Consider the following 25731-nt stretch of genomic DNA (forward strand, 5'->3'; position numbering starts at 1 on the left):
ACCGCGGAAGGACAACGACGTCATGACGCACCACCTCGGCCCGGTCCTCGTGATCGGCAACGGCCCCGTCGGCCAGACCGCCGCGCTGCTCCTCGCCGCCTGGGAGGTGCCCGTCGTCCTGCTCGACGCGCGCCCCGAGCGAGACCCGATCGGCAGCAAGGCCATCTGCCAGCAGCGCGACGTCCTCGACATCTGGGAGCACGTCGGCGTGGGTGCCCAGATCGCCGCCGAGGGCCTGACCTGGACCGAGGCGGTGACGCTCTACCGCGACAGCGAACTGTTCCGGCAGGGCTTCGTCGACCGGGGCGAGTCCCCGTTCCCACCGTTCGTCAACATCAGCCAGGCCCGCACCGAGAAGCTGCTCGACGAGAAGATCGCGGCCCACCCGCTCATCGACGTGCGCTGGGGGCACCGGGTCGTCGGCCTGGAGCAGGACGACGACGGGGTCACGGTGTCGTGCGAACTCGCGCCCGGGGTGGAGGGGCAGGGTGGCGTGGCCGAGGTGCGCGGCTCCTACGCCGTCGTCTGTTCGGGGGCGCGATCGGAGGCGTTGCGCACCTGCCTCGGGCTGACGTTCGAGGGAAAGACGTTCACCGACCAGTTCCTCATCTGCGACATCCGCACCGACCTGCCCGACTGGGCCTTCGAACGCCGGTTCTACTTCGACCCCGAGTGGAACCCGGGCCGGCAGGTGCTCATCCACCCGTGCCCCGACTCGACGTTCCGCATCGACTGGCAGGTGCCGCCGGAGTACGACCTGTCGGTCGAAGAGGCCTCCGGCGCCCTGGACGAACGGATCCGCCACGTCATCGGCGACCGCGACTACGAGATCGTCTGGAAGAGCCTGTACCGGTTCCATTCGCGGCAGGTGGACCGCATGCGCATCGGGCGCGTGCTGCTCGCCGGGGACGCGGCGCACCTCGTGTCGCCCTTCGGTGCGCGGGGGCTCAACTCCGGGGTGCCGGACGCCGAGAACGCGGCCTGGAAGCTCGCGTTCGTCGTGCGCGGCTGGGCGGGTGAGGAGCTGCTCGACAGCTATCACGACGAGCGGCACGCCGCGGCGGCCGAGAACATCGAGGTCACGACGGCGACGATGCGCTTCCTCGTGCCGCAGAACGAACAGGAGTGGTGCGAGCGCCGCGAGATCCTCGAGGCCGCCGGCTCGCAGGACTCGGCCCGTGCTCGGGTCGACTCCGGGCGACTGGCCGAGCCATTCTGGTACGTCGACTCGCCGCTGACGACGGCCTGCGGCACGCGACCCTTCGGTGGCCGCCCGCCGCGGGGCGAGGCGCCGGCGGTGTGCCCGGGTGTACTCGTGCCCGACGTCCAGGTGACGGTCGACGGAGCGTCGGTACGGCTGCGCGAGTTGGCTCGCAGCGGCGTGACCGTGCTCTGCGGCGAGGGCGTCGACCCGGCCGCGGTACGAGAGGCGCTCGGCGCGGCCACCGAAGCTGGGATGCCGCTCGGCGTCCACGCTCTCGCCGACGTCGACCCGCGCGGCGCCGTCGCCGCTGCGCTCGAGGCGCGCCCCGGCGAGGTGTTCGTACTGCGTCCCGACGCGCACCTCGCCGCCGTCCTCGACTCCGTGGAGTTGTTGGCTCCCACCCTCGCTCGCCTGCTTCCCGCCGCGTGATCGGCGGCGACGCCGTCGGTGCAGGGCCCTGCCCTCACCCTGCCAGGGCGACGCTGCGGTGTCAGGACTCGGCACCATCTCGTCGCCTCGTTCATCCGCCGGTCTCACCGCGCGGCAGGGCGACCGTCTCGTGTGCGGCCCTGCGCCGCTGATCGCTCCCAGCCTGAGGCGCGCATCGCGACGAAGACGAACGCCTCAGCTCCGCCGTCGTGGTCCGAGATCGTCGCGATCGGCGACGAGTTTGTCGAGCAGGGCGATGAGCGTCTTCTGTTCCTGGCGCGACAGCGCTCCGGCCCAGGCGATCTCGCGCTCGTGCTGAATGCGGAACGTTGCGGCGATCTCGTCGGTGCCGGCGGGTGTCAGGGAAAGCCGCACGGCGCGGCCGTCGTCGGGGTCGCGCTCGCGGTGCACGACGCCGTCGGCGACGAGCGGCCCGACGAGGTTCGACAGCGCGGCCCGGCTGAGCCCCGCGAGCTCGGCGGCCTTCTTCGCCTCGAGTGGCCCGGCGAGCCAGAGCACGTAGAGGATCCGGAACGCCGACCACGCACGCCCTCGTGGTCGGTGCACGCTCGCCTCGAGGTCGTAGGTGACGATCCCGGAGGCCCGGTTGAGCTTGAGGAGCAACTCGGTGGCCAGGACGTCCTGGTAGCCGTGTTCCTGGGCGAGGCGTTCGCGTGCCCGGGCGACGAACGACCAGAAGGTGGTCTCCTGCGCCGCTCGTCGATTCATCGGATTACCCCCTGGTCTCTCGCCGTCGTCCTCGCTATGGTTCCGATAGTACATCTGTGAACTAATACGGCGAGAGGGCCGACATGGCGTACTACCGCAACATCGGGCACGTGCCGCCGAAGCGGCACACGCAGCACCGCGACCCCGAGGGCAACCTCTACTACGAGGAGTTGATGGGCGAGGAGGGCTTCTCCTCCGACTCGTCGCTGCTCTACCACCGCGGCATCCCGTCGGCCGTGGTCGACTACCGCGAGTGGGAGGTCGGCGACATGTCGCTGACGCCGAACCACCCGCTCAAGCCACTCCACTTCAAGCTGCACGACCTGTTCCCGGCCGGCTCCGAGAAGGGTGTCGACGCCGTACGTGGTCGCCGGCTCGTGCTCGGCAACGCCGACGTGCGGCTCACCTACGTGGCCGCGGATCAAAGGAGCCCCTGGTACCGCAACGCCATCGGCGACGAACTCGTCTACGTCGAGCGCGGGAACGCCCGGCTCGAGACGGTGTTCGGCGCCTTCGAGGTCCGCGAGGGCCACTACGCCGTCATCCCGCGGGCGACGACGCACCGCTGGATCCCGGTCGTCGAGGGTGACGAGGGCTACGTCGAGCCGCTGCGCCTGTACTTCGTCGAGGCGAACAGCCACGTCACGCCGCCGAAGCGCTACCTGAGCAAGTACGGCCAGCTCCTCGAACACAGCCCGTTCTGCGAGCGTGACTACGTCGTGCCGACCGAGCCGCTGCTCGCCGAGGACGTCGGGGAGGACCCGGCCGCGCCGACGGAGGTGTACGTCAAGCACCGCGGTCACGGCTCCGGCGGCGTGGGCGGCACGGTCCACGTCCAGGCGCACCACCCGCTCGACGTCGTCGGGTGGGACGGCTGCCTCTACCCGTTCCTCATGCACATCGACGACTACGAGCCGCTCACCGGCCGGGTGCACCAGCCCCCGCCCACGCACCAGGTGTGGGAGGGGCACAACTTCGTCGTCTGCAACTTCGTGCCCCGCAAGGTCGACTACCACCCGCTGTCGATCCCGGTGCCCTACTACCACTCCAACGTCGACTCCGACGAGGTCATGTTCTACACGGCCGGCGACTACGAGGCCCGCAAGGGCAGCGGTATCGGGCGCGGCTCGATCTCGCTGCACCCGGGCGGCCACGCCCACGGCCCACAGCCGGGGGCGATGGAGGCGAGCCTCGGCGCCGAGTACTTCGACGAGACGGCGGTCATGGTCGACACGTTCCGGCCCCTGGACCTGGGGGAGGGCGCGTTCGCCTCCGACGACGGGGTCTACCCGTGGTCGTGGGTCGGCGGTCCCGCCGATGCGAAGGGTGAGGGCGCATGACGGCGATCCCGGAGCTGTTCCGCGGCCTGTGCGACGACGCCGCGATCTTCCCGCCCGGCAACAAGCCGCTCGATCGCGCCGTCCCCGACCACCGCACGCACGTGCGCAGCGCCCACGGCGCGCTCGTCGGGCCGTTCGTGCTCGGTGCGGTGAAGCTCATCGAGCTGCCTCCGCTCATGCAGGGCATGGCGCAGCGATCGTTCGAGCTGTCGGTGACGGTGCCGGCGCCCGATGGAGTGCAGGCGGTCGTCACGACGGTCGCGCTGCTGCCGCCCGCGGTACTGCGCGCCCTGGAGGTGGCGGTGCCGCAGGACATGGCCGCCGCGGAGGTCGTCCCTGCTCTCGACACCGCGCTCGCCGGCATGGACGTCGCCGGGGGCGGGCTCGACGTCTACGTCGAGGTGCCCCGTGACGGCCGGCGCCGGGAACTCCTGGCCCGGCTCGCGGAATCGCCGTACCGCGCCAAGTTCCGCACCGGCGGCGTGGAGGCGCATCTCTATCCCGACGAGGCCGAGCTGGCCGAGGCGATCGTCGCGTGTGTTCGGGCGGGACTGCCGTTCAAGGCGACGGCCGGCCTGCACCACGCAGTGCGCAACACCGATCCGGAGACCGGCTTCGAACAACACGGCGTCGTCAACATGCTCGTCGCGACGGCCGCCGCTCGCTCCGGTGCCGAGGCGGACGAGGTGGCGCAGATCCTCGCCGAGCGCGACGGCGCCTCCCTCGCGGAGCGACTTCGTTCGCTGGACGCGGAGGCGGCCCGCGGGGTGCGCGAATCGTTCCGCTCGTACGGCACGTGCAGCATCTCCGAACCGCTCGAAGAGCTCACCGAACTCGGTCTCCTGAACCGCGACACGGCGACGCGAGAGAAGGGTGCGTGACCAGCGTGCACCCCACCGGCGGGGACTCGCTCGCCGATCTGCCCGGCGGTGTGTCACGCCGGCGCACCTACGACTCCCGGGGTTGACCGACGGTCTCACGCGATTGACGAACGGCGCGGGTCCGGAGGCGTGAGGGCGTCGCCTGAGGCACATCGCAGTTCCAGGGGGCGGGTGCGAACCGGCGGCCGTGCCCAGGTCGTCGTGCTGTCGCCGCGTGGTCAGGCAGCGTCGTGGAAGACCAGCCCGAGTGTGTACCGCCGGCCCGACCGGATCGTGGAGACGCCGTGCCGGATCGGTGCGGCCGACCAGCTGCGCCGGGAGGGCACGGGGCGCTCGCGCGTGGTGAACACGTAGCCGTGGCAGTGGGGCAGGAGCGTGGCGGTTCCTCGGGCCTGGGCTCGCGGCCGTTGCTCCACCAGCAAGAACTCGCCGCCGGTGTGGTCGACGCCGGGCGTGCTGAGGTTGATGACGACCTGCAGGGGAAAGACGAGGTCACCGTAGAGGTCACGGTGCAGCGCGTTCCAGTCCCCGGCCTCATACCGCAACAGGATGGCGGTGGACTTGGTCTGTCCCGCGGCGTGGCACATCTCCAGCCACTCCTCGAGGGTGTCGGGCCACAGCGGTTCGCGGCCGAGGCGGGTCCACCAGTCCCGGGCGATGGGCAGGAGGCGTGGGTACAGCGCGCGCTTGAGCTCCGCCACGGTCGCGGGCAGGGGCTCGGCGAAGTAGCGGTACTCACCCGACCCGAAGCGGTGCCGGGACATGTCGACTGCGCTGCGGAACAACTCGTCGCGGTCGTAGAGGCCCCGCAGGTCCGCGGCCTCGGCGGGTTCGATGAGCTGCGGGAGCAGCGCCCCGCCATAGCGATCCAGCTCCTCGGCGACCGCCGACCAGTCGCAGTCGGCCACGCGGTCTCGTGTCATCACCCTGACCCCTCCGTCGCAGGAAGCGTGTGACATTCCTCCATGACCCCATCGTCACTCGGTGAGGCCGGGGTGGCCAGGTGGTCGTCTCAGCCGTCGTCGTGGCACTCCACCACCCACCGTGCGGTTTCCCGCCGGGCACTTCCATACCCCCGAGGAATTGGAGGAGGAAATGGTCGAGACGGGACTGCTCGACGTCCGTGTCGTAGGCCTGGAAGGACCTGCGGGTCTCGCGCTCGAGACGACTCGCGACATCGCTCCGAGGGATTCGCTGCCGCGGCCCGCCTGGCAGCCACCTTCGAAGCGGCGCCCATGGTCAGGAATTTCAGCTGTCACCTGCTGGGCAGCGGTCGGGTCTGGTGATCATCCGGCCACTTACACCGTTAGAGCGACAGACCCTCACCTGCCCAACCGTGCACGGGTTCCACAGGAGATCGACAACTTCTGGTGGCGCGGGTCTATGGCTGTGCCGTGTGGCCTCCGGCAGGGATGAGGCCCATACGGGTCGCCAGTTGCGGGACGAGGGTGTTCAGGATCGCCGGTGGCGGCGTGCGCGTGACGGCGCTCAGGGTGAACCGCATGGGTGACGGCGCAGGGGTGAGGCTCTCCTCCGGTGTGCGGTAGAGCTGCGCGATGCACCTGGCCAGGAGGGTTGGTTGGCCGCTGCTGCGGGCGGTGAGAACGGCGACCTCGCCGCGCACAACCGCCTCCTGGCGAACGACCCCGCGCCGGGGCCGAGCCGCCGCGCGGCCTTCGCCGCGGATCAGATCGCCGAAGGGGGAGCCTCGGCGGTCGGCATGCTCGTCGGCGGAGCGATCATCGGGTGGGCCGGTGTCCCGGCCACGTTGAGTGGTGCCGGGCTGCTGGTCATCCCGGTCACTCTGACCACGATCGGTCTCCGCCCGGTGGTCGGACGGGGGGCGTCGCGAGACTCGTTGAGCCTCGTCTCGCCGGTCCTTGCCGCGGCCGGGCGTGAGCCGTCGAAGCAGCATCGACGGTGAGGAACATCAGCTGATATCTGCCGGACAGCGACCGTGCGGGCCGCGATCGAGCAGGTGGGTCAGCTCTTGGTGAAGACGCGACCTCAGCCCCGTTCCGTCGCCTCGATCCAGTTCGAGAACTTGCAGGCGAGGTGCCACTCGTGACCGGGGATCGTCGGTCCGGGGGACCGGAAACTCGACGTTCAGTCGTGCGTGGAAGCCGTCGCCGAGGTCCCAGAATTGGTGGCGGACTCCGCCGACGTGGGTGCAGCGCGCATGTTGATCCGCCAGGCTGGGACGGAGGAGAAGCCACGGAGAACCCGCCACCCCGAAGGGAGCCCGTCATGCGCATCCGCCGCTCACAGGGAGCCGATCGCACCGCACCTTCTGCCTCGGCGAGGTGCACGACGGCGGAGGCGCTGGATCGGTTCGACTCCCTGCCCGCGGTCACGATTCCCGAGATGCGGGGGTCGTGGCGCGGCGCCGGCTACCCCACGGGTCACCGATTCGACGGACTGCTGGAACGCGCGGGATGGCACGGCAAGCGGTTCGATGACGCCGACGACGCCGAGGCCCTCGTGATGGACGGCAGGAACGGGACGTATGCGCTCGACCCGCGGTTCGTCCCCATGGGTCTGGTGCTGCGCATCGCTCCGCTCGCCAAGAACCCCCTGGCGGCACGCGTGCTTCGAGGCATCCTCCCCCTGCTGCGCACACCCCGCCCCACGGCACGACTGCGCATGACCGAGCACCGGGGCGTGGCGACGGCGACCATGACGTACGACACCCAGCCGATCGATGATCACTTTCGCCGGATCGACGACGACACGCTCCTCGGCGTCATGGACATGCGCGGGATGACGCAACCCTTCTTCTTCGTCCTCCGCCGATCGAATCCGGGGTGACGAACCGGGTCACGCGTCGATACGGAACCGGCTGAGGACCTGCTCGACCTCTTCGCTGATGCGGTCCGCGTTGAGCGTCGCAGCCGCTGCCGCTGCCGACGTCTCGGCGGCGGCCTGTGAGGACGCGAGCAGTTCGTTCGAGCTCTGCGAGATCGAGTCCACGCCGGCCGAGGCATCGCTGACGTTGCGCGTGATCTCGGCGGTGGTAGCGGACTGCTCCTCGACGGCCGACGCGATCGTCGTCTGGTGGGCGTTGACCTGGCTGATGACCTGCCGGATGCCCTCGATGGCGAGAACGGCGGTCTCGGCCTCCTGCTGGATCCTCGCCACCTGACCGGAGATGTCCTCGGTCGCAGAGCCCGTCTGCTCGGCGAGCTCCTTGACCTCGCCGGCGACGACCGCGAACCCCTTGCCCGCCTCACCCGCGCGAGCCGCCTCGATCGTGGCGTTGAGCGCCAGCAGGTTGGTCTGCTCGGCGATGCTCGAGATGAGCTTGACGACGGTGCCGATCTCCTCCGAGCTCTCTCCCAGACATGCGACCTGCGAGTTCGTCGACTCGGTCTGCGCCACCGCCTGGCCGCCGACGCTCGCGGCCTCCGACGCACTGGTGGCGATCTCGCGGATCGAGGCCGTCATCTCCTCCGAGCCGGAGGCGACGACCGTGATGTTGTCGGAGACCTCGGCGGCCCGCGACTGCACGACCTGGGCGCGCTTCAACAGCTCCTCGACCCTCTCGCCGCTGGTCGTGGCCGCCTTACGGCCGGACGCGACGGCCTCACGCAGCCGCCGAGAGGCGTCGCGCACATGGCCGAGTGCCTCGCTGATCTGGTCGAGCGTGACGTTGAGCCGGCGCGCGAGACCCTGCACGGTCGAGTCGCCGGTCATGGGGGCACGCACCGAGAAGTCACCCTCGCCCACCTGGTCGAGCACGTCGCTGATCTGCTGGATCGGCCGGGTGACGGAGGCGGCGATGAGGCGGGACACGACCACGGCCGCGATCAGGCCCAGAAGGAGGACGACGAGGCCGACGATGAGGCCCAGGCGCTGACCCTCGGCCTTGACGGTGGCCAGTGCGGAGGTGTCCTTGGCGAGGATCAGCACCGCGACCGGGGTGCCGTCGGCACTGGCGATGGGCTGGTACATGACGTGCGTGGGCACTCCGTCGACCGTCTCGTCGAGATGCTCCGCGTTGCCCTTCATGGCCTCGGCGACGGCCGCGTCGTCGACCTTGAGCGACGGCGGCCGTGCCGAGGCGATGGCCTCGGCGGGGGCATCCTTGGCCGCGCCCTGCGGCGGGCCGTACAGCGCCACGGGCGACTTCATCTGAGCGGTGAGGCGCTTGACGAACCCTTCGCCGAGGTTGAGGCCGAACTCGACGGTGCCGATGTGCTTGCCCGCCTCGGTGACCGGTGCGACGGCCCGAACGCCGAGGCCGGCCACGCCACCCTCGGTGCCGCCGACGAGCTTCTTCGACTGGTTGTCCTCGACGACGATCTTGCGGAAGCCCGACAGGTCGTCTCCGAACTTCTCCGGCTTGTGCACGCGCAGGAACGAGTGCGCATCAGGAGTGTGGTACTGCATCTGAGAGACGCCGAACTCCTTCTTGAGACGCGCGAACCCGGGAGCCGAGATCTTCAGCAGCGCCTCACGGTCACCCTTGGCGAAGGCCGCACGAGCGGCCGCGTTCTCACTCGCCTGCAACGCCAGCATCGAGGCGGTCTCGCTCTGGGTCTCGAGATCCTGGGTCACCCACGACTGGAGCATCGCGCTGATCTCCGCCTCCGCCTCCTCGGTGACACGCTCCGCGACGGCCGAACTCGTGACAAGACCCGCGACGACACTGGCCACGACGAGCGCCACCGACAACGCCATGATCTTGATGAGGACTCCTTGGCGGAGCCAGGTGGGTGCTGCGGGCATGGTTCAGTCCTAGTTGTCGAAGTGAATCTCGGCTGCGTCATCGACACCGGATGCCGGTGTCTGAACGAACCGGCCTGCTGTGCTCGATAAACCGATCGCCTCGACGGCCTGCAGCTCAGCCCTGCTCAGGGGTACGTCCCGCGTCGACTCCCGCCGGGTCGCGGTCGTACCGTGCCGGGGGCGAGCAGTCGCCACTGCACGCACTGCGACCAGCACATTCACTCGACCGGATTCATCCATGAGGGATTCACCCATGAGCACGCCCACGGCGGAGACCGTCTTCACGTTTGCTCTGCGCGCCGGAGATCTCATGGTGCGCAACGGCTCTCCGAGCGCCAACGTCACCAGCGTCCTGCTCGCGATCACCCGGGCGATGGGCTACCCGGGCGCCACCGCGACCGTGACGATGGGGGAGCTCGGCCTCAGCCTCACCCGGCCCGACTCCGTTCCGATCACACAGGTGCACAGCGTCGGGGCCGCCACCTTCAACCTCGAGGCGGTCACGCAGACCGAGCAGGTCGTCAAGGCCGTCATCATGCGAGACCTGCCCATCGAGGACGGTCTGGCGAGTCTCGAGGCCATCGGGAGCACACGACTCGGCCACACCCCACCCATCGAACTCGCGGGCTGGGGACTGATGAGCGCGGGCTTCGCCTGGCTTCTCGGTGGCCACCTCACCGCGTGCGTGCTGGCCTCGATCACGTCGGTCGTCATCGAGCTCCTCGCCGCCCGGCTCGCCCGCGCCGAACTGCCCGGGTTCTTCAGTCACGTCCTCGCCGGCGCGGCCGCGGTGGCGGCGGCCGTCGTCACCCAACTCCTGTCGCCCGGTCAGATGCCGGGCCTCGTCATCACCGCCGCCCTCGTCAGCAGGTTGGCGGGTGCCGCCACCTTCGGCGCCGCTCAGGACCTGCTCACCGGCTGGTACATCACCGCCGCGGGTCGGATTCTCGAGCTCGCGCTCAACACCGCCGGGCAGGTCGTCGGCGTGATCCTCATGGCCAACCTCGCCAACCGGCTCGACGTCGGACTCAACATCGAGAGGCTGCCCGACGGTTCTCCCGGCCTGGTGCACGCCACCACCGCCGCCGTCGTCATCTCGGTCGGGTTCTGCATCGCCAGTCAGTTGCGGTGGCGCCGCATCCCCGCCGTGATCGTCCTCACCTCGATCGTCTACCCCATCTATCAGGGCGCTCAGATCGCCGACTTCAGCCGCCTCGTCGCCGCCGCGGCCGCCGCCACCACGCTCGGTGCGATCACGGTGCTCGTCGCCCCCTTCACCCGGATCCCGTCCGCGGGCGCACTCGGTGTCGTGCTCGCGCCGCTGCTGCCGGGGATGCTCGTCTACATCGGGTTCGTCTCGATCGCCCTGGATCGCGACGGCGCCTCCGACTCGTTCCTACAGGCCGCGGGCGTGGCCCTGTCCACCGGCGCGGGAGCCGTGCTCGGCCAGTACCTCGCCGCGCAGATCCTCGCGCATCTGCGCACTCCGGAGATCCGTGGTCGCCGTCTTGCCGGCCCCGACGTCGACGACGCCGTGATGACCGCCCGCTGGCTCAGCGCCCCCACCTTTCGGCGGCCCTACGTCACCGACGCACTGGTCACCGAGACGGCGGCCGAGGAGACCTGACGGGTGGATCCCGGCCCCCCGCACGCACCCTCGCGGTGTGTGGTTCTGCGAGCGCCCTCTGCTCCCGGCCTTGCCTCCGTCGACGCCGCGCAGCTCGTCGCTGAGGTCGGCGAGCTACTTGCCACCCCGACCAGGTCGACATAGCGTCCGCGCCGCATGCGGCGCGTGAGGTCGTCCGCGATGTCGCGCAACAAAGACCGGTCACTCCGAAGGCCGTGTGCGGGCGCAGCCCTGTGACCAGCGGCGATGCGGGACGGGGTCGGCGGCATCGACGCGGTGACCGGTCTTTGTTGCGCGAACTTTCCCACGCCCTCGCGCGCGACCGCTTCCACAGCGCCGAGACAGCCGTAGTTTCCGGGCGTGGACGGGCCGGAACGCCGAGTTTGCCGGGTATGTCGGAGTAGCGGGGGAGACCGGCGGGCTCATGCCGAGCTCCGGATCGCGTCAGTCGTCGTCGATCTCCTCGTCGGCGAGGGCCTTGGCAGCGAGGCGTTCCTCCGTCGCGACCTCCCAGACCTCCTTCGCGGCGGTGGCGTTGAGGACGAGGATGACGATGCCGAGGACGATGTCGGGCCAGCCACTGGCGGTCCAGGCGGTGACGAACGCCATCGCGATGATCGTGAGGTTGACGAGTACGTCGTTGCGGGCAGAGAGGAACGCGGCGGCGGTGAGCGAGCCGCCGTGGGCGCGAATGCGTGAGAGCACGAGTGCGCAGATCGCGTTGACGAGCATGGCTCCGCCCGCCGTGACGACGAGGGAGAGGACGTCGGGGGGCTCGGGGTTCTGCGCACGCACGAACGCCATCCACGCCGCGGCGACCGAGGGCACGAGGATGATCGCCGCCATGACCCGGCCGGCGAGGGCGCGGCGCGCGAGCGGCCAGCCCAGCGCCACGAAGATCAGCAGGTTGACGGCGGTGTCCTCGAGAAAGTCGACGGAGTCGGCGAACAGCGCCACCGAGCCGATCGCAAGTGCGACGACGACCTGCACCCAGAAGTAGCCGAAGTTGAGCCCCGCCGCGATCGCCACCGCCCGTCGGACGGCGCGGGGTTCGAAGATCGGGTTGTCGTCGGGGTCGGTCATCATGGAGATCCGTTCATGAGGCAGTCCGTCGTGCACACGTGAGCATTGCCGTGCGCACGCCGGCGGCGACGAGGAGGCGCGGCAGATGAACACCGAGGATCCGACGGCCGGTCACGTGGAGCAGGGCGCCGATGCCGGGGGCGAGGAAGGTGTCGCCACGTTCGTCGACGACCTCTTCACCGCCGCGCACTCGCGCGGAGGCAGGCCAGGGGCGCGGGCGGTGCTCGACACGGGTGACGCGAAGGTCGTCACCTTCGACTTCGCCGCCGGTGACGTCCTCCCGGAGCATGCGGCGCGCCACCCCGTGATCATCCAGGTGCTGCGCGGCTCGGTGGAGTTCACCGTGCAGAACCGAGCACTCGTCCTCGAACCGGGCCGGCTCGTCCACCTCACCCCGATGCTGCGGCACGCCGTGCGGGCGACCGAGCCGGCGACGCTCACCGTGACGATGCTCCTGCCGCCCCGCGCGTAGGGGCGCGGCGCGCTCCGCGTGAACCCCGAACCGCGGTCGGGCGTTCCCCGCCGAATCCGACGACCCGGCCCCTGCCCAACGCACCCGTGGAGCGCGTACTGTGATCTGAATCTCACGACGTCGCTCAGGATGGTGGAACATGTCGGCATCGATGGGGGCTCAGGCCCGGCCAGACCAGCGCATCGTCGCCCGTGACGAGCGGGAGTTGCTCGACGCCGTTCGTGAGGTCGACGCCTCCGGTGCGCCGTTGCGCGTCGTCGACGCCGTCGACTCCCCGGAGGTCGCCGACTTCGAGGGCTGCGTGGTGCAGGTGGCCACCCACGGCATCACGGTCGACGAGAGTGGTTGTGACGACGACGATCTCGCGTTCTGCGGTGGGGTGCTCGTCACGGTCGCGGCCGGCGAGGAGTGGGATTCGTTCGTCGCCACGGCGGTCGAGCGCGGATGGGTCGGGATCGAGCGGCTGGCGGGCTTCGCCGGCACGGTCGGCGCGGCCACCGTCGCGAACCTGCACGGGTTCGGGCAGAGCGTCGGCGACACCGTCGCCGCCGTGCGCACGTGGGATCGGGTGCGCGGCACCGCCCGCAGGCTCGCGATGATCGACTGCGACTTCGGTGAGGACGGCTCCCGGTTCCTGCGCCAGCGCATGCCCGACGGTTCCGGCCGGTACGTGGTGCTCGACGTCTCGTTCCTGCTGCGGCAGGGCGACCTCACCGACCCCGTCACCGACCCGGAGCTCGCACGTCTCGCCGGCATCGAGGTCGGCGAACGCATGTCGTTGACCGCCGCGTCCGACCTCGCTCGAGAGCACCGGTCGAACTCCTCCGCCGCTTGACCCGCGCGGCTCCGTCCGCACGACGTGGCTCGGCGGTCGAAACCGCCTCAGGCCGCTCGGGCCAGGGCGGCGTAGCGGCCGCGGTTGTCGAGCAACTCTGCGGGAGCACCGTATTCGACGACCAGGCCGTGGTCGAGGACCGCGATCTCGTCGGCACCGGCCACCGTGGAGAGCCGGTGGGCGACGGTGATGGTGGTGCGACCGTGGCTGAGGCGGTCGAGGGCCTCCTGCAGCGCGTGTTCGGTCTGGGTGTCGAGGGCCGAGGTCGCCTCGTCGAGCACGAGCACCCGCGGGTCGCGCAGCACCGTGCGGGCGACCGCGAGGCGCTGCTGCTCACCACCGGAGAAGCGATGGCCGCGGGCACCGACGACGGTGTCGAGTCCGTCCGGCAGGCCGGCGACGTGGTCGGCGATCTGGGCCGTGGCGAGGGCTGCCCAGAGTTCGGCGTGGGTGGCCTGCGGGCGTGCGAGCAGGAGATTGTCGCGGATCGAGGCGTGCACGAGGTAGGTCTCCTGGGAGACCACGCCGACGATCGAGGCGAGGTCGGTGGGTGCGATGTCGCGCACGTCGATGCCGTCGATCGTCACCCGGCCGCGACTCGGGTCGGCCAGGCGGGAGACCAGTGAGGCGAGCGTGGACTTGCCCGAGCCCGTGGGGCCGACGAGCGCGAGCGAACCGCCCGCGGGGACCGCGAGGTTCACGCCCGAGAGGGCGTCGGTCTCGCTGCCCTCGTACCGGAACGAGACGTCCTCGAACGCCACGTCACCGCGAATGCGGGCGGGATCGAGACGCACCGGATGCTGCGGCGCGGGGACGTCCGGGACGAGGTCGAGATACTCGAACACGCGCGAGAACAGGGCCATCGACGAGACGACCTGGGCGCCGACGTTGAGCAGCCCGAGCAGCGGCCGGAACAGGGTGGCCTGCAGGGTCGTGAAGGCGATGAGGGTGCCGATGGTCATTCCGCCGGACGTGGCGGGCAACCCGGCCACGAGGTAGATGAGCGCCGGGATCGTCGCGACGATGATCTGCATCGTGGCCATGCGCCAGCGACCGGCGAGGCTCGAGCGCATCTCGAGGTCGATGAGCCGCTGCGACGTCGCGGTGAACCGATCGGCGGTGCGGCCCGACGTGCCGAGCGTCTTGGTCAGGCGCACGCCGCTGACCGAGAGCCCCTCCTCGATCTGCGTGGCGAGATCTGCGAGAGCGGCCTGTTGTTCGGCGGTGATCCGTCGGCGAAGCAGAGCGACGCGACGGGTCAGCCAGATCGCGGGTGGCATGACGAGCAGCGACAACAGGGAGAGACGCCACGACAGCGCGACCATCGCGACGGCGGTGGCGACCGTGGTCGTGAGGTTGGTCGCGATCGAGGTCGCGGTGGTCGTGACGACGCCCTGCATCCCGTTGATGTCGTTGGTGATGCGCGACTGCACCTCACCGGTGCGGGTGCGCGTGAAGAACGCGAGCGATTGACGCTGCAGGTGGGCGAACACCGCCGTGCGAAGGTCGTGCATGACGTGTTGGCCGATGCTGCTCGAGATCCACGTCTGCAGCACACCGAACAACGACGTCACCACGGCGACGGCGATCATCGCGACGACGACGAGGACGAGCAGACGCACGTCCTGGCGCGGGATGGCCGAGTCGACGACCTCGCGCACGAGGAACGGCTGGGCCAGGGAGATGAGGGACGTCGCGACGATGAGCGTGACGACGACGCCGAGCCGAAGACGGTAGGGCGCGAAGAGACGCGCGAGACGGCGTAGGGGCACGGGGGCGGCGGCGAGTTGGGCGCGGTCGCGCGGATCGATCCGCTGGGCTCGTCCGCCTCCGGTGCCGCGCGTCCCGGTGGGTGCGGGGGTGGTGACTGTCATGCGCAGCACCCCTTCCTGGTTGATGTGGTTACCTCACAATGAGGTGAACACCAGGAGAGCCGGTACTGTTCCCTCATGCCCCCGACACCGCTCAGCCCCGGTCAAACCCCCGAGGGGGCCGCGCTCGCCGATCGCGTACTGGCCGTGAGCCGGCGGCTGCGCCGCGGTTGGCTCGCCGCGCTCGAGCCGTGGGGCATCACGCCCCACCATGCGCGGGCGCTGCGGATCATCGTGCGGGAGAACGGAGTCCGCATCGGCGCGCTCGCCGACATCCTGCACGTGGCCCCGCGCTCGGCCACCGATGTCGTCGACGCGCTCGAGGCCGACGGGCGGGTGCGTCGTGAGCCCGACCCGGGTGACCGCCGCGCGACGATCGTCGTCGCCACCGAGGCCGGGCACGAGCTCGCGGCCGTCGCCGAGCGGGCGCGTGCCGATCATGCGAGCGAGGTGTTCGGCGCGCTGAGCGACCCTGACCGCGCCGAACTCGGTCGGCTTCTCGACCTGCTGCTGGAGTCCTGAACGCGACACCGAGCGGGCGGTGCCCCCTCGGGCCTCAGCGTCCGCCCGCAGCCTCGCCGGCCGTGTCGCCTCGGTCGTAGTGGACGCCGAGCCGGGCCTCCATCTCCTCCAGCGGCACGCCCTTGGTCTCGGGCATGACCTTGAGTACCCAGACGAGCTGGCCGACCATGAACACGAAGAAGATCGAGAACGCGACACCGCCACCGAGGGCGCCGACGATCGGTGGGAACGCCCACGACGTCGCCGCCGCGAACACCCAGTGCGTGAGCGAGCCGAGGGACTGGCCGCGACCGCGCAGCCGGTTGGGGAAGATCTCGGAGATGAACACCCAGATCACCGACCCCTGGCCGAAGGCGTGGGAGGCGATGAACGCCATGAGGCCGACGAGGACGAGCGTCGCGGAGGTGCCGGTGAACCCGCGGCTCTCGTAGTAGAACATCACGGCCGCGAGGAACCCGAGGCTGAGCAGGTACCCGATCGAACCGACGAGCATGAGCCGGCGCCGGCCGAGCCGGTCGATGACGGTGAGGGCGGCCATCGTGGCGACGAGGTTCATCAGGCCCACGCCGACGCTCATGATGAACGCCGTGTTCGTCGTCGCGCCGGCCTGCTGCATCACCCGTGGGGCGTAGTAGAGGATCGCGTTGATGCCCGACATCTGGTTGAAGAACGCGATGGCGACCGCGAGCAGGATGACCCGACGGTGATCCCGGGTGAAGAACGGCACCTTGAGCGCCTGCTCGTCGGCGGCGATCGAGGAGCGGATCTCGTCGATCTGCGTGTCGGCCTCGGCCTCGGTGGTGCACAGCCTCAGCGAGGTGGCGCGGGCCTCCTCGCCGCGTCGTACCGACATGAGCCACCGCGGCGTCTCGGGCACGGTGAAGAGCAGCAGCAGGAACACGACCGCCGGCGCGGTCATGACGCCGAGCATCCAGCGCCACGCGTGCTCGCCGTCGATGAGACCGCGGATCACGGCGTTGGAGGCGTACGCCACGAGGATGCCGAGGACGATGTTGAACTGCACGAGCCCGACGAGCCGGCCGCGGTGTGCGGGCGGTGCGACCTCCGCGGTGTAGATCGGGGCGACGACCGAGGAGGCGCCGACGCCGATACCGCCGAGGAACCGGAAGAGCTGCAGCAGCCACACGTTGGGCGCCAGTGCCGAGCCGACGGCGCCGACGACGTAGAGGACGCCGATGATGACCAGCACCTTCTTGCGCCCCAGCGCGTCGGCCGGGCGCCCCGCGCTGAGCGCCCCGAGGATCGTGCCGAGCAAGGCGGTCGTGACGGTGAAGCCCAACATGCCGTCCGACAGGCCGAACTGTTGTTGGATCGCCTCCTCCGCGCCGGAGATGACGGCGGTGTCGAATCCGAAGATCAGACCACCGAGGGACGCGACGATCGCGCTGCGGACGACGAGGGCTTTCATGGCGGCACGCTAGACCCGGGACGGCGTTCGTGGGGGGTCGAGCGACGCGCGAATCTCGGCTTGCGCAAAGCAGACTCGGGTCGGGACGGGTGGTGTACCCGTTCGCTCTGACGCGACGTGATCGTCGCCGGCGCCCGGCTCTCGGACCGCCACGACACATAACTCCACCCCAGTACCTGCAAAACATCTCGTTATTCGAGATGTCATGGCTCGAGGCGTGCATCGCGGAGGGTGCCATGCCATGGTCGAGGCATGACAGGTCGATCCGCGCGTCTCGTGGCCCGCCGCCACGTCGATCTCATGCGCGTCGCGAGCGCATACGTCTGCCGCTGAGCAGACGCGCCGACACCGACCTCATTCACGTCCGGCGCCCCGGCTCCGCGGGCTCGACGACGCCTGCCCTCGCGCCGGCGGCGTCCCGACCCCGGGAGCACCATGACCATCACGCGCGAACGCACCTCACCCTCCAACCGCGGCGAAAAGTCCGGAAAGCCCGAAAAGCCCCGCAGGAGCGAGGGCCAGTGGGCGGCCGGCGACCGTGAGCCCCTCAACCACAACGAGGAGTTCAAGGCGGCCGACAACCCCCTCAACGTCCGCGAACGCATCGTCTCCACGTACGCCGTTCAGGGCTACGACTCGATCGCGCCCGACGACCTGCGGGGCCGGTTTCGCTGGATGGGCCTGTACACCCAGCGGGCGCCGGGCATCGACGGCGGACGCACCGCCCAGGTGCCCCCGGAGGAGCTCGACGCCCGGCACTTCATGATGCGGATCCGGGTCGACGGCGGGGTCGTCTCCATCGACCAGCTCGACGCGATCGCCGACGTGTCGACGCGGTACGCGCGGGATTCGGCCGACATCACCGACCGGCAGAACATCCAGCTCCACTGGGTCGAGATCGAGGACGTCCCCGCGATCTGGGAACGGCTCGAATCGGTGGGGTTGTGGACGCAGGAGGCGTGCGGCGACTGCCCGCGCGTCGTCATCGGTTCGCCGCTGGCCGGGCGCAGCGCGACCGAGATCCTCGACCCGACGCCGGCCGTCGAGCAGATCAAGCAGATGCTGCGCGAGGACCCCTCGCTGGCCAACCTGCCGCGTAAGTTCAAGACCTCGGTGTCGTGGGCGTGGGACGCCGTGCCCGAGATCAACGACGTCTCGTTCGTGGGGGTCGAGCACCCCGAGTACGGGCCGGGATTCGACGTGCTCGTCGGCGGCGGACTCTCCACGAGCGCTCACCTCGCGCCGCGGCTCGGCGCGTGGGTGCCGCTGGCGGAGGTGCCGGAGGTGTGGCACGCCGTCGTCGAGCTGTTCCGCGACTGGGGATACCGGCGTCTGCGCAACAAGGCACGCCTCAAGTACCTCGTCGCCGACTGGGGGCCCGAGAAGGTGCGGGAGGTGCTCGAGACCCAGTTCCTCCACCGGCGACTCCTCGACGGTCCGCCGGCCCAGGCGCCGGAGCACCCGATCGACTACGTCGGCGTCACCGAACAGCAGGACGGCCGGGTGGCGGTGGGGTTCGCCCCGATCGCCGGGCGGGTCAGCGGCAGCGCGCTGCAGGCGGTGGCCGACGCGGCTCGCGTGGCGGGATCGGGGCACGTGGCGTTCACCCCGTTGCAGAAGCTCGTCGTGCTCGACGTCCAGCCCGAGCGTGTCGACGCGCTGGTCGAGGCGCTCGAGCCGCACGGCCTGTTCGCTCGCGCGAGCACGTGGCGTCGCGGCACGATCGCGTGCACGGGTCTGGAGTACTGCAAGCTCGCCATCGTCGAGACCAAGGGCCGCGCCCACGAGCTCGTCGCCGACCTCGAGCGTCGGCTCGCCGACATCGATCTCGAGCATCCCATCGCGATCAACATCAACGGATGCCCGAACTCGTGCGCGCGCATCCAGGTCGCCGACATCGGACTCAAGGGCCAGATCGTGCAGGACGCCGACGGCAACCAGGTCGAGGGCTTCCAGGCGCACCTCGGCGGGGAGCTCGGCCCCGACGCCGGCTACGGCCGCAAGCTGCGCGGGCACAAGGTCACCTCGGCCGAACTCGGCGACTACGTCGAGCGCCTCGTGCGCGCCTACGACCGCGACCGTCGCGACGGCGAACGGTTCGCGCAGTGGGTGGCGAGGAGCGACGAGGACGTCCTGCGATGAGCACCGAGCACAATGAGGAGCCCCGCGGCGCGCGACCGGGGCTGACCCTGGTGGCCGACCGGGAGTCCGTGCGGGACGTCGAGGAGTTGCGGGCGCTCGCGGTCGAGGGCGCGCGTCGCTTCGGTGGCGACGTGGACGCTCGCGCGGTGATCGCATGGGCGGCCGAGACGTTCGGTCCGCGGTGGGCGATCACGGCGTCGATGCAGGACACGGTGCTGGCGCATCTGGTCTCACAGGTGGCGCCGGGCACGGACCTGTTGTTCCTCGAGACCGGCTACCACTTCGCGCAGACCCTGGCGACACGGGACGCGGTGCGCGAGCGCTATGACCTCGTCGTTCACGATCTGCGTCCCGATCAGAGCCCGGCCGAGCAGGACGAGGCGTACGGGGTGGACTTGTACCGATCCAACCCCGACCTGTGCTGCCTGCTGCGCAAGGAGACCCCGCTCGAGGAGGCCTTGTACCGATACGAGGCGTGGGCGACGGGGGCACGACGCACCGAGTCGCCGACACGTGCCGGCACCCGGCAGATCGCGTTCGACGAACGCCGGCAGCGCGTGCGTCTCGCTCCGCTCGCGGCGTGGAGCGACGCCGACGTCGAGCGATACGCCGACGAGCACGACGTCATCCGCAATCCGCTGCTCGACCAGGGCTATCCCTCCATCGGCTGCGCCACGTGCACTCGCAAGGTGCTCCCCGGAGAGGACCCCCGGGCCGGCCGCTGGAGCGGCACGGCCAAGACCGAATGCGGAATCAACGTGAGCGAGCCGCGGCCCGTGCACGCCCTGCGAACCGAGAGGACGGCATGACCGCCACGACCACCGAGATCCTTCCCCCGCGGCTTCACCACGCTGCTGCTCCCGGCGCCACCGTGTGGTTGACCGGATTGTCCGGAGCGGGCAAGTCCACCATCGCGACGGCCCTCGCTCGCATTCTCGACAACGGGCGGCCCGTCGAGGTGCTCGACGGCGACGAGCTGCGCGAGAACCTCTCACCGGGGCTCGGGTTCTCGCGGGCCGACCGCGATGCGCACGTCACCCGGGTCGGCTACCTCGCCCGCACCCTGGCCCGGCACGGCGTGCTCGCGATCGTGCCCGTCATCGCCCCCTACCGCTCGACGCGGGAGGCCGTGCGTACCGCCCACGAGCGTGCCGGGGTGCCGTACGTCGAGATCCACGTCTCGACGCCGGTGAGCGAGTGCGCCCGCCGCGACGTCAAGGGTCTCTACGCCCGGCAGGCCGCGGGCGAGATCGCCCACCTCACCGGCGTCGACGACCCCTACGAGGACCCCTCCGCCCCCGACCTCCGGCTCGACACGAGCGGCACCGACCTGGCCGCCGACGTCGAGGCGGTGCTCACCCTGCTGCACGAGAAGGGACTGCGATGACCACGCTCACAGATGTATCGACACAAGTTCGTGACAACGACCGCCTCATGGACGCGAGCCTGCGTGCCCTGGAGGCCGAGGCCATCCAGATCGTGCGCGAGGTCGTCGCCGAGTTCGACCGCCCCGCACTGTTGTTCAGCGGCGGCAAGGACTCCGCGGTGCTCCTGCACGTGGCCCGCAAGGCGCTCGCGCCCGCGCCGCTGCCGATCACGCTGCTCCACGTCGACACCGGCCACAACCTGCCCGAGGTCATCGAGTTCCGCGACCGGGTCGTGGCCGACGGCAGGCACGAGCTCGTCGTCGCCGCGGTCGAGGACTGGATCGCCGACGGGCGTCTCACCGAACGCCCCGACGGCACCCGCAACCCGCTGCAGACGGTCCCGCTGCTCGACACGATCAACGAGCGGCGATTCGACGCCGTCCTCGGCGGAGCACGTCGCGACGAGGACCGTGCCCGAGCCAAGGAGCGGATCTTCTCGATCCGCGACGCGTTCGGCGGCTGGGATCCGCGCACCCAGCGACCGGAGCTCTGGACGCTCTACAACGGGCGACACGCTCCCGGTGAGCACACCCGCGTGTTCCCGCTGAGCAACTGGACCGAGCTCGACATCTGGCGCTACATCGCTGCCGAGGACGTCGCGCTGCCGAGCATCTACTACGCCCACGAGCGACCCGTCTGGCGCCGCGACGGCATGTGGATGACGCCCGGCCCCTGGGGCAGCCCCAAGGAGGACGAGCACCTCGAGACCCGCACCGTGCGGTACCGCACCGTAGGCGACGGCTCGTGCACCGGAGCCGTCGACTCGACCGCGACGACGATCGAGGCCGTCATCGCCGAGATCAGCGTCAGTCGCCTCACCGAGCGTGGTGCGACCCGCGCCGACGACCGCCTGTCGGAGGCCGCCATGGAGGACCGCAAGAAGGAGGGCTACTTCTGATGAGCACCACCGAGACCCACGCCGGTGTCGCCACCGGCGAGCCGACCACGGTCGACGCCTCCGTCGAGGCGGCCGACGCGACGGAGCTCCTCGAGTCGCCGCGCACCCACCTGCGGTTCGTCGTCGCCGGCAGCGTCGACGACGGAAAGTCCACGCTCGTCGGACGGCTGCTGTTCGACACCAAGTCGATCCTCGCCGACACGTTCGACTCGATCACCGACGCGAGCCGTCGCCGCGGCTCCGAACAGGTCGATCTCGCGCTGCTCACCGACGGGCTGCGCGCGGAGCGCGAGCAGGGCATCACGATCGACGTGGCCTACCGCTACTTCCAGACCCCCACGCGCAGCTACGTGCTGGCCGACACCCCGGGTCACACCCAGTACACGCGCAACACGGTCACGGGAGCGTCGACGGCCCAGGCCGCGGTCGTGCTCGTCGACGTGCGCAACGGTGTATCGGTACAAACACGACGCCACCTCGCGGTGATGGCTCTGCTCAAGGTGCCCGCCGTGGTCATCGCCGTCAACAAGATGGACGCCGTCGGGTGGTCGCAGGAGCGCTTCGACGAGGTCGCGGCCGACGCCCGCCGGGTCGCGCGCAACGTCGGCCTGGCCGACGTCGAGGTGCTGCCCGTCAGCGCGCTGACCGGGCAGAACGTCGTCGACTCCGACGAGGCCGACGACCCCGCCGGTGCGTGGTACACCGGGCCCGCCCTCCTCGATGTGCTCGAGGCGGTCGACGCCACGCCGCGCACGGCCGCGGCGCCGTTCCGCATGCCGGTGCAACTCGTCATCCGGCCCCGGACGCCCGAGCACCCCGACTACCGCGGCCTCGCCGGCCGGATCGCGACCGGCACCCTCTCCGTCGGCGACGTCGTCGTCGCCCTGCCCAGCGGGGTCACCTCGACCGTCACGGGCATCGACTCGCCGGGCGGTCCGGTCGAGCAGGCCACGGCGGGGGAGTCGGTGACGGTACTGCTCGCCGACGAGTTCGACATCGGACGCGGCGAGGTGCTCGCCCATCCCGCGTCCGCGCCGCAGGTCGTCTCGGAGATCGACGGGGTCGTGTGCTGGCTCGCCGAGCGTCCCTCGTCACCGAACCAGCGGGTGCTGATCAAAGCCGGTACCAAGGTGGCGCGCGGGATGCTCACCACCACCGGGCTGCGATGGGACGTCGACGAGCAGACCTGGACCGAGACCACCGAACAGGCACAGCTCAACGACATCGTCCGCGTCGGCATCCGGCTCGCCGAGTCGGTCGCCGTGGACGACTACGTCGACGATCCCCGCACCGGCGGATTCCTCGTCATCGACCCGAGCTCCGGCGCCACGCTCGCCGCCGGGATGACCGGCAACCCGCTGCTGCGCAGCTTCGATCCGAGGATCTGACGATGTCGACCCTGCTGCTCGTCGCGCACGGCAGCCGTGACCCGCGCTCGGCCCGAGCGCTGCGCGGATTGGCCGACGCGGTCCGATCACGGGTCGCGTCGGTGCCGTCGAACGGAGAACCGCCGCTCTGGGATCGGGTGGAGCTCGCGTTCCTCGAGTTCTCGTCCCCGGTGCTCGAGGACGTGACCGCGGATCTGCGGGGCGAGGTCGTCGTCGTCCCGCTGCTGCTCGCCGAGGCGTTCCACGCCCGGTTCGACCTGCCCGGCCGCCTCGCCGCCGTGCAGGACGCCCGGAGCGACGTGCACTTCACGACCACTCCCGTGCTCGGGCCGTCGCCGCTGCTCGACGCCGCCGTCGCCCGTCGTGGCGCGGAGTTGCTCGGCCGCGGACGCGACGGGCTCGTCGTGCTCGCAACCGGCTCGTCACGGCGGCGCGCCAACGCCGAGGTCGACGACGTCGCGACTCGCGTCGGGCACCGTCTCGGCGTTCCGGTCGCCGCGGCGGCGGTCACGCGAGGTGCCGGACGACGCACGCTGGACGAGGCGCTCGCCCGGCTGCGCACCGCCGGGGCACGGAGTGTCGGCGTCGTCCCGTGGTTCCTCGCTCCCGGTCGTCTGCTGGACGCCGGCTGTTCGCAGGCCGCCGACGCGGGTGTCACCGACGTCGCGCGGCCACTCGCCGACGACCCGTCGCTCGCCTCACTCGTGCTCGACCGAGCCCACGACACCCGAGGCCTCACCGCCGCCGCCTGACCCCCACCGCTCAAACAGGCGCCTCCACCCGACCCGCCCCCCGATCCCGCCTCCCGTTCCCGTTTCCCCCACCTCCCGTTTCCCGTTCAGAGAAGGTGCTCATGCGTTCTCTCATCGTCCTGGCCCTCGTGGGCTTCGGAGCCCAACTCGTCGACGGCAGTCTCGGCATGGCCTACGGCGTCACGTCGACGACGTTGCTGCTGGCCGCGGGCACCAACCCCGCAGCGGCGTCGGCCACCGTGCACCTCGCCGAGGTCGGCACGACACTGGCCTCCGGGGTCTCCCATCACCGGTTCGGCAACGTCGACTGGCGGGTCGTGCGCCGCATCGGTGTGCCCGGGGCAGTCGGTGCGTTCGCGGGCGCGACGTTTCTGTCGTGGGTGTCGACGGAGGCCGCCGCGCCGATCATGTCGGGCATCCTGCTCGCCCTCGGCCTCTACGTGCTGGCACGCTTCACGTTCCTCGACCTGCCACGGCACCGCGAGGGACGGCCGCTCGGGCGCCGGTTCCTCTCGCCGCTCGGCCTCGTCGGCGGATTCGTCGACGCCACCGGCGGCGGTGGCTGGGGGCCGATCGGAACTCCCGCGATCCTCGCCAGCGGACGCATGGAGCCCCGCAAGGTCGTCGGCTCGATCGACACGAGCGAGTTCCTCGTCTCCGTCGCGGCGAGCGCCGGGTTCCTCGTCGGCATCGGACACCAGGTCGTCGTGCCGGGCATGGCCCTCGCGCTTCTGGCCGGTGGACTCGTCGCCGCCCCGATCGCGGCCTGGCTCGTGCGCCTCGTCCCTCCGCGGGTGTTGGGATCGGCGGTCGGCGGCGTCATCGTCCTCACCAACGCCCGCACGATCCTCGAGAGCGATGTCGTGAGCGCCGTGCCCGGCGTTCTCCCCACGGTCCTCGGGGTGATCGCCGTCCTGTGGATCGCCGCGGTCGCCTACTCCGTCCGCGCCCACCTCAAGAGCCGGACGATCCCGACCGCCACCCTCCAACCTGCCTCCGTGAACGAGGGTTGATCCCGGTTGTCCCGGCGTCATGCCGCGCGCGCCCACCACGACCTCCCCGCCTCCCCGGCCGCCACGAGACTCGTCCTCATGCCCGTCCTCATCGGCCCGCGCTGCGACGGCGCATACCCCTGAGGCGGTAGCGAGCCGGTTCGCCCTCTGCTCCTGGACCGTGTCCCCGAGCGCGCGCATCATGGCACCGATGTCCTTCGATCCGACCGACGACGACTTCGGCGTCAGCCCCTGGCTGTACCCCGGCCGCCCCGCGCACACGAGCGGGGTGCTGACCGGTGACCGGTTCGTCGCGCTCGACGCCTCCCCCGACGGGCTCGAGGCCGTCCTCCGCGGGACCGGTGAGGCGCCGCTGTCACGGCGCACGATCGTCGTCGCGATCGGCTCCAATGCCTCGCCGGCGGTCATGCATCGCAAGTTCTCGACCCGATCGGTCTCGACGACGATCCCGTTCCTCACCGGCACGGTGACGAACATCGCGGTCGGCCACAGCGCGCACGTCAGTCGCCCCGGCTACGTCCCGGCAGCACCGTTCCACTCGCCGGGATCGTGCACTCCCGTCGTCGCGTCCTTGCTCGACCGTGCTCAACTGCGGGCCCTCGACGAGACCGAGCCCACGTACACCCGGGTGGAAATGGAGCGCGACCGGTCGCGCCTCACCCTCGATCGCGCGAAGGCTCCGGCCGTCTACGCCCTCTACGTCTCCCGTCGCGGCCTGCTCGCGTTGGACGGGCGGCACCCGACGCCGCTCACCACGCAGGACGAGGTGTTGCCGCTGTTGTATCAATACATGACGAGTGATTCTCGTGGTCACGACTTGCAACGGGTGATGCGACGGCTCGCGCGGGATGAGAGCTTGCGCGAACTCGTCCGATCGCGGCTGCGCGCGGCCGGCCTCGTCGCCCCCTCGGGTCTGGGCGGCGAGGACGCCGAGATCGGCGCATCCTGAGCTCGATCTCAC

The 25731-nt window shown here is 70.6% G+C and carries 23 protein-coding genes and 1 pseudogene; 18 read left to right on the forward strand and 6 right to left on the reverse strand.

All coding sequences use genetic code 11. The annotated features are described in order from the left end of the window. Positions 1–13: 13 nt before the first annotated feature. A pseudogene (locus tag BN1197_RS04600) lies at positions 14–1633 on the forward strand (FAD-dependent monooxygenase); the annotation flags it as partial. Between the two features lie 195 nt (positions 1634–1828). Here BN1197_RS04600 and BN1197_RS04605 read toward each other — a convergent pair. Then, positions 1829–2362 (reverse strand): MarR family winged helix-turn-helix transcriptional regulator, encoded by a 534-nt coding sequence (locus tag BN1197_RS04605; RefSeq protein ID WP_040156786.1) that lies wholly within the window; start codon positions 2360–2362, stop codon positions 1829–1831. 83 nt (positions 2363–2445) lie between these two features. Between BN1197_RS04605 and BN1197_RS04610 the strand changes: the two genes are divergently transcribed. Together BN1197_RS04610 and BN1197_RS04615 are read left to right on the forward strand one after the other, a co-directional pair. Next, on the forward strand, positions 2446–3702 hold the full coding sequence (locus BN1197_RS04610; protein ID WP_040156788.1) for a homogentisate 1,2-dioxygenase: 1257 nt from the start codon (positions 2446–2448) through the stop codon (positions 3700–3702). Next, positions 3699–4583 (forward strand): hypothetical protein, encoded by an 885-nt coding sequence (locus BN1197_RS04615; RefSeq protein WP_040156790.1) that lies wholly within the window; start codon positions 3699–3701, stop codon positions 4581–4583. The genes BN1197_RS04610 and BN1197_RS04615 overlap by 4 nt, the downstream gene beginning before the upstream one ends. Positions 4584–4801: 218 nt before the next feature. Here the strand turns inward: BN1197_RS04615 and BN1197_RS04620 are convergent, their stop codons facing one another. Continuing rightward, positions 4802–5506, reverse strand: a complete 705-nt coding sequence (locus BN1197_RS04620; protein WP_040157155.1) for a 2OG-Fe(II) oxygenase — start codon at positions 5504–5506, stop codon at positions 4802–4804. A 656-nt stretch (positions 5507–6162) separates the two neighbouring features. On the opposite strand from BN1197_RS04620, the gene BN1197_RS04630 reads away from it, so the two are divergent. Both BN1197_RS04630 and BN1197_RS04635 read left to right on the forward strand, forming a co-directional pair. Then, positions 6163–6507 carry a hypothetical protein gene (locus BN1197_RS04630; protein WP_040156793.1) on the forward strand — a complete coding sequence of 115 codons (345 nt, stop codon included), beginning with the start codon at positions 6163–6165 and terminating at the stop codon, positions 6505–6507. 323 nt (positions 6508–6830) lie between these two features. Beyond that, positions 6831–7391, forward strand: a complete 561-nt coding sequence (locus BN1197_RS04635; RefSeq protein ID WP_052466016.1) for a DUF4334 domain-containing protein — start codon at positions 6831–6833, stop codon at positions 7389–7391. A 9-nt stretch (positions 7392–7400) separates the two neighbouring features. Here BN1197_RS04635 and BN1197_RS04640 read toward each other — a convergent pair whose 3' ends face one another. Next, complete coding sequence (locus BN1197_RS04640; protein WP_040156794.1) at positions 7401–9311, reverse strand: methyl-accepting chemotaxis protein; 1911 nt, start codon at positions 9309–9311, stop codon at positions 7401–7403. Between the two features lie 253 nt (positions 9312–9564). Between BN1197_RS04640 and BN1197_RS04645 the strand changes: the two genes are divergently transcribed. After that, positions 9565–10938, forward strand: a complete 1374-nt coding sequence (locus BN1197_RS04645) for a threonine/serine exporter family protein (RefSeq protein ID WP_040156796.1) — start codon at positions 9565–9567, stop codon at positions 10936–10938. Between the two features lie 444 nt (positions 10939–11382). Here the strand turns inward: BN1197_RS04645 and BN1197_RS04650 are convergent, their stop codons facing one another. Beyond that, positions 11383–12024, reverse strand: coding sequence for a cation efflux transmembrane domain-containing protein (locus BN1197_RS04650; protein WP_245851828.1), 642 nt, complete (start codon positions 12022–12024; stop codon positions 11383–11385). Between the two features lie 82 nt (positions 12025–12106). On the opposite strand from BN1197_RS04650, the gene BN1197_RS04655 reads away from it, so the two are divergent. Then, positions 12107–12493, forward strand: coding sequence for a cupin domain-containing protein (locus tag BN1197_RS04655; RefSeq protein WP_040156797.1), 387 nt, complete (start codon positions 12107–12109; stop codon positions 12491–12493). A gap of 139 nt (positions 12494–12632) precedes the next feature. Continuing rightward, on the forward strand, positions 12633–13328 hold the full coding sequence (locus BN1197_RS04660) for an FAD-binding protein (RefSeq protein WP_082043637.1): 696 nt from the start codon (positions 12633–12635) through the stop codon (positions 13326–13328). Between the two features lie 47 nt (positions 13329–13375). Here the strand turns inward: BN1197_RS04660 and BN1197_RS04665 are convergent, their stop codons facing one another. Beyond that, complete coding sequence (locus BN1197_RS04665) at positions 13376–15202, reverse strand: ABC transporter ATP-binding protein (protein WP_040157163.1); 1827 nt, start codon at positions 15200–15202, stop codon at positions 13376–13378. A 75-nt stretch (positions 15203–15277) separates the two neighbouring features. Between BN1197_RS04665 and BN1197_RS04670 the strand changes: the two genes are divergently transcribed. Then, positions 15278–15721: a MarR family winged helix-turn-helix transcriptional regulator gene (locus tag BN1197_RS04670; RefSeq protein WP_040156798.1), complete on the forward strand. Its 444-nt coding sequence runs from the start codon at positions 15278–15280 to the stop codon at positions 15719–15721. A 34-nt stretch (positions 15722–15755) separates the two neighbouring features. On the opposite strand, the gene BN1197_RS04675 is transcribed toward BN1197_RS04670, so the two are convergent. Further along, positions 15756–17150, reverse strand: a complete 1395-nt coding sequence (locus BN1197_RS04675) for a sugar porter family MFS transporter (protein ID WP_040156800.1) — start codon at positions 17148–17150, stop codon at positions 15756–15758. A 252-nt stretch (positions 17151–17402) separates the two neighbouring features. Between BN1197_RS04675 and BN1197_RS18095 the strand changes: the two genes are divergently transcribed. The 9 genes from BN1197_RS18095 to BN1197_RS04715 all read left to right on the forward strand — a co-directional run bounded on the left by BN1197_RS18095 (position 17403) and on the right by BN1197_RS04715 (position 25719). Beyond that, positions 17403–17483: a putative leader peptide gene (locus tag BN1197_RS18095; protein ID WP_390622702.1), complete on the forward strand. Its 81-nt coding sequence runs from the start codon at positions 17403–17405 to the stop codon at positions 17481–17483. 102 nt (positions 17484–17585) lie between these two features. Beyond that, positions 17586–19292 (forward strand): nitrite/sulfite reductase, encoded by a 1707-nt coding sequence (locus BN1197_RS04680; RefSeq protein WP_040156802.1) that lies wholly within the window; start codon positions 17586–17588, stop codon positions 19290–19292. After that, on the forward strand, positions 19289–20101 hold the full coding sequence (locus BN1197_RS04685; protein ID WP_082043638.1) for a phosphoadenylyl-sulfate reductase: 813 nt from the start codon (positions 19289–19291) through the stop codon (positions 20099–20101). Before BN1197_RS04680 ends, BN1197_RS04685 begins: the two co-directional genes overlap by 4 nt. After that, positions 20098–20679: an adenylyl-sulfate kinase gene (cysC, locus tag BN1197_RS04690; protein WP_052466018.1), complete on the forward strand. Its 582-nt coding sequence runs from the start codon at positions 20098–20100 to the stop codon at positions 20677–20679. The genes BN1197_RS04685 and cysC overlap by 4 nt, the downstream gene beginning before the upstream one ends. Next, on the forward strand, positions 20676–21617 hold the full coding sequence (gene cysD, locus BN1197_RS04695) for a sulfate adenylyltransferase subunit CysD (protein WP_040156805.1): 942 nt from the start codon (positions 20676–20678) through the stop codon (positions 21615–21617). The genes cysC and cysD overlap by 4 nt, the downstream gene beginning before the upstream one ends. After that, entirely contained in the window at positions 21617–23005 is a 1389-nt protein-coding gene (locus tag BN1197_RS04700; RefSeq protein WP_052466019.1) for a sulfate adenylyltransferase subunit 1, read from the forward strand. The genes cysD and BN1197_RS04700 overlap by 1 nt, the downstream gene beginning before the upstream one ends. Before the next feature lie 2 nt (positions 23006–23007). Next, complete coding sequence (locus BN1197_RS04705; protein ID WP_040156807.1) at positions 23008–23757, forward strand: sirohydrochlorin chelatase; 750 nt, start codon at positions 23008–23010, stop codon at positions 23755–23757. Between the two features lie 101 nt (positions 23758–23858). Then, positions 23859–24770, forward strand: a complete 912-nt coding sequence (locus BN1197_RS04710) for a sulfite exporter TauE/SafE family protein (RefSeq protein WP_040156810.1) — start codon at positions 23859–23861, stop codon at positions 24768–24770. A 190-nt stretch (positions 24771–24960) separates the two neighbouring features. Beyond that, the gene (locus BN1197_RS04715) at positions 24961–25719 is read left to right on the forward strand and encodes a hypothetical protein (RefSeq protein ID WP_052466020.1); all 759 of its coding nucleotides are present in this window, start codon (positions 24961–24963) and stop codon (positions 25717–25719) included. The last annotated feature ends 12 nt before the right edge of the window (positions 25720–25731 follow it).

Source organism: Mobilicoccus massiliensis, assembly GCF_000826525.2.
GTDB classification, from domain to species: domain Bacteria; phylum Actinomycetota; class Actinomycetes; order Actinomycetales; family Dermatophilaceae; genus Mobilicoccus; species Mobilicoccus massiliensis.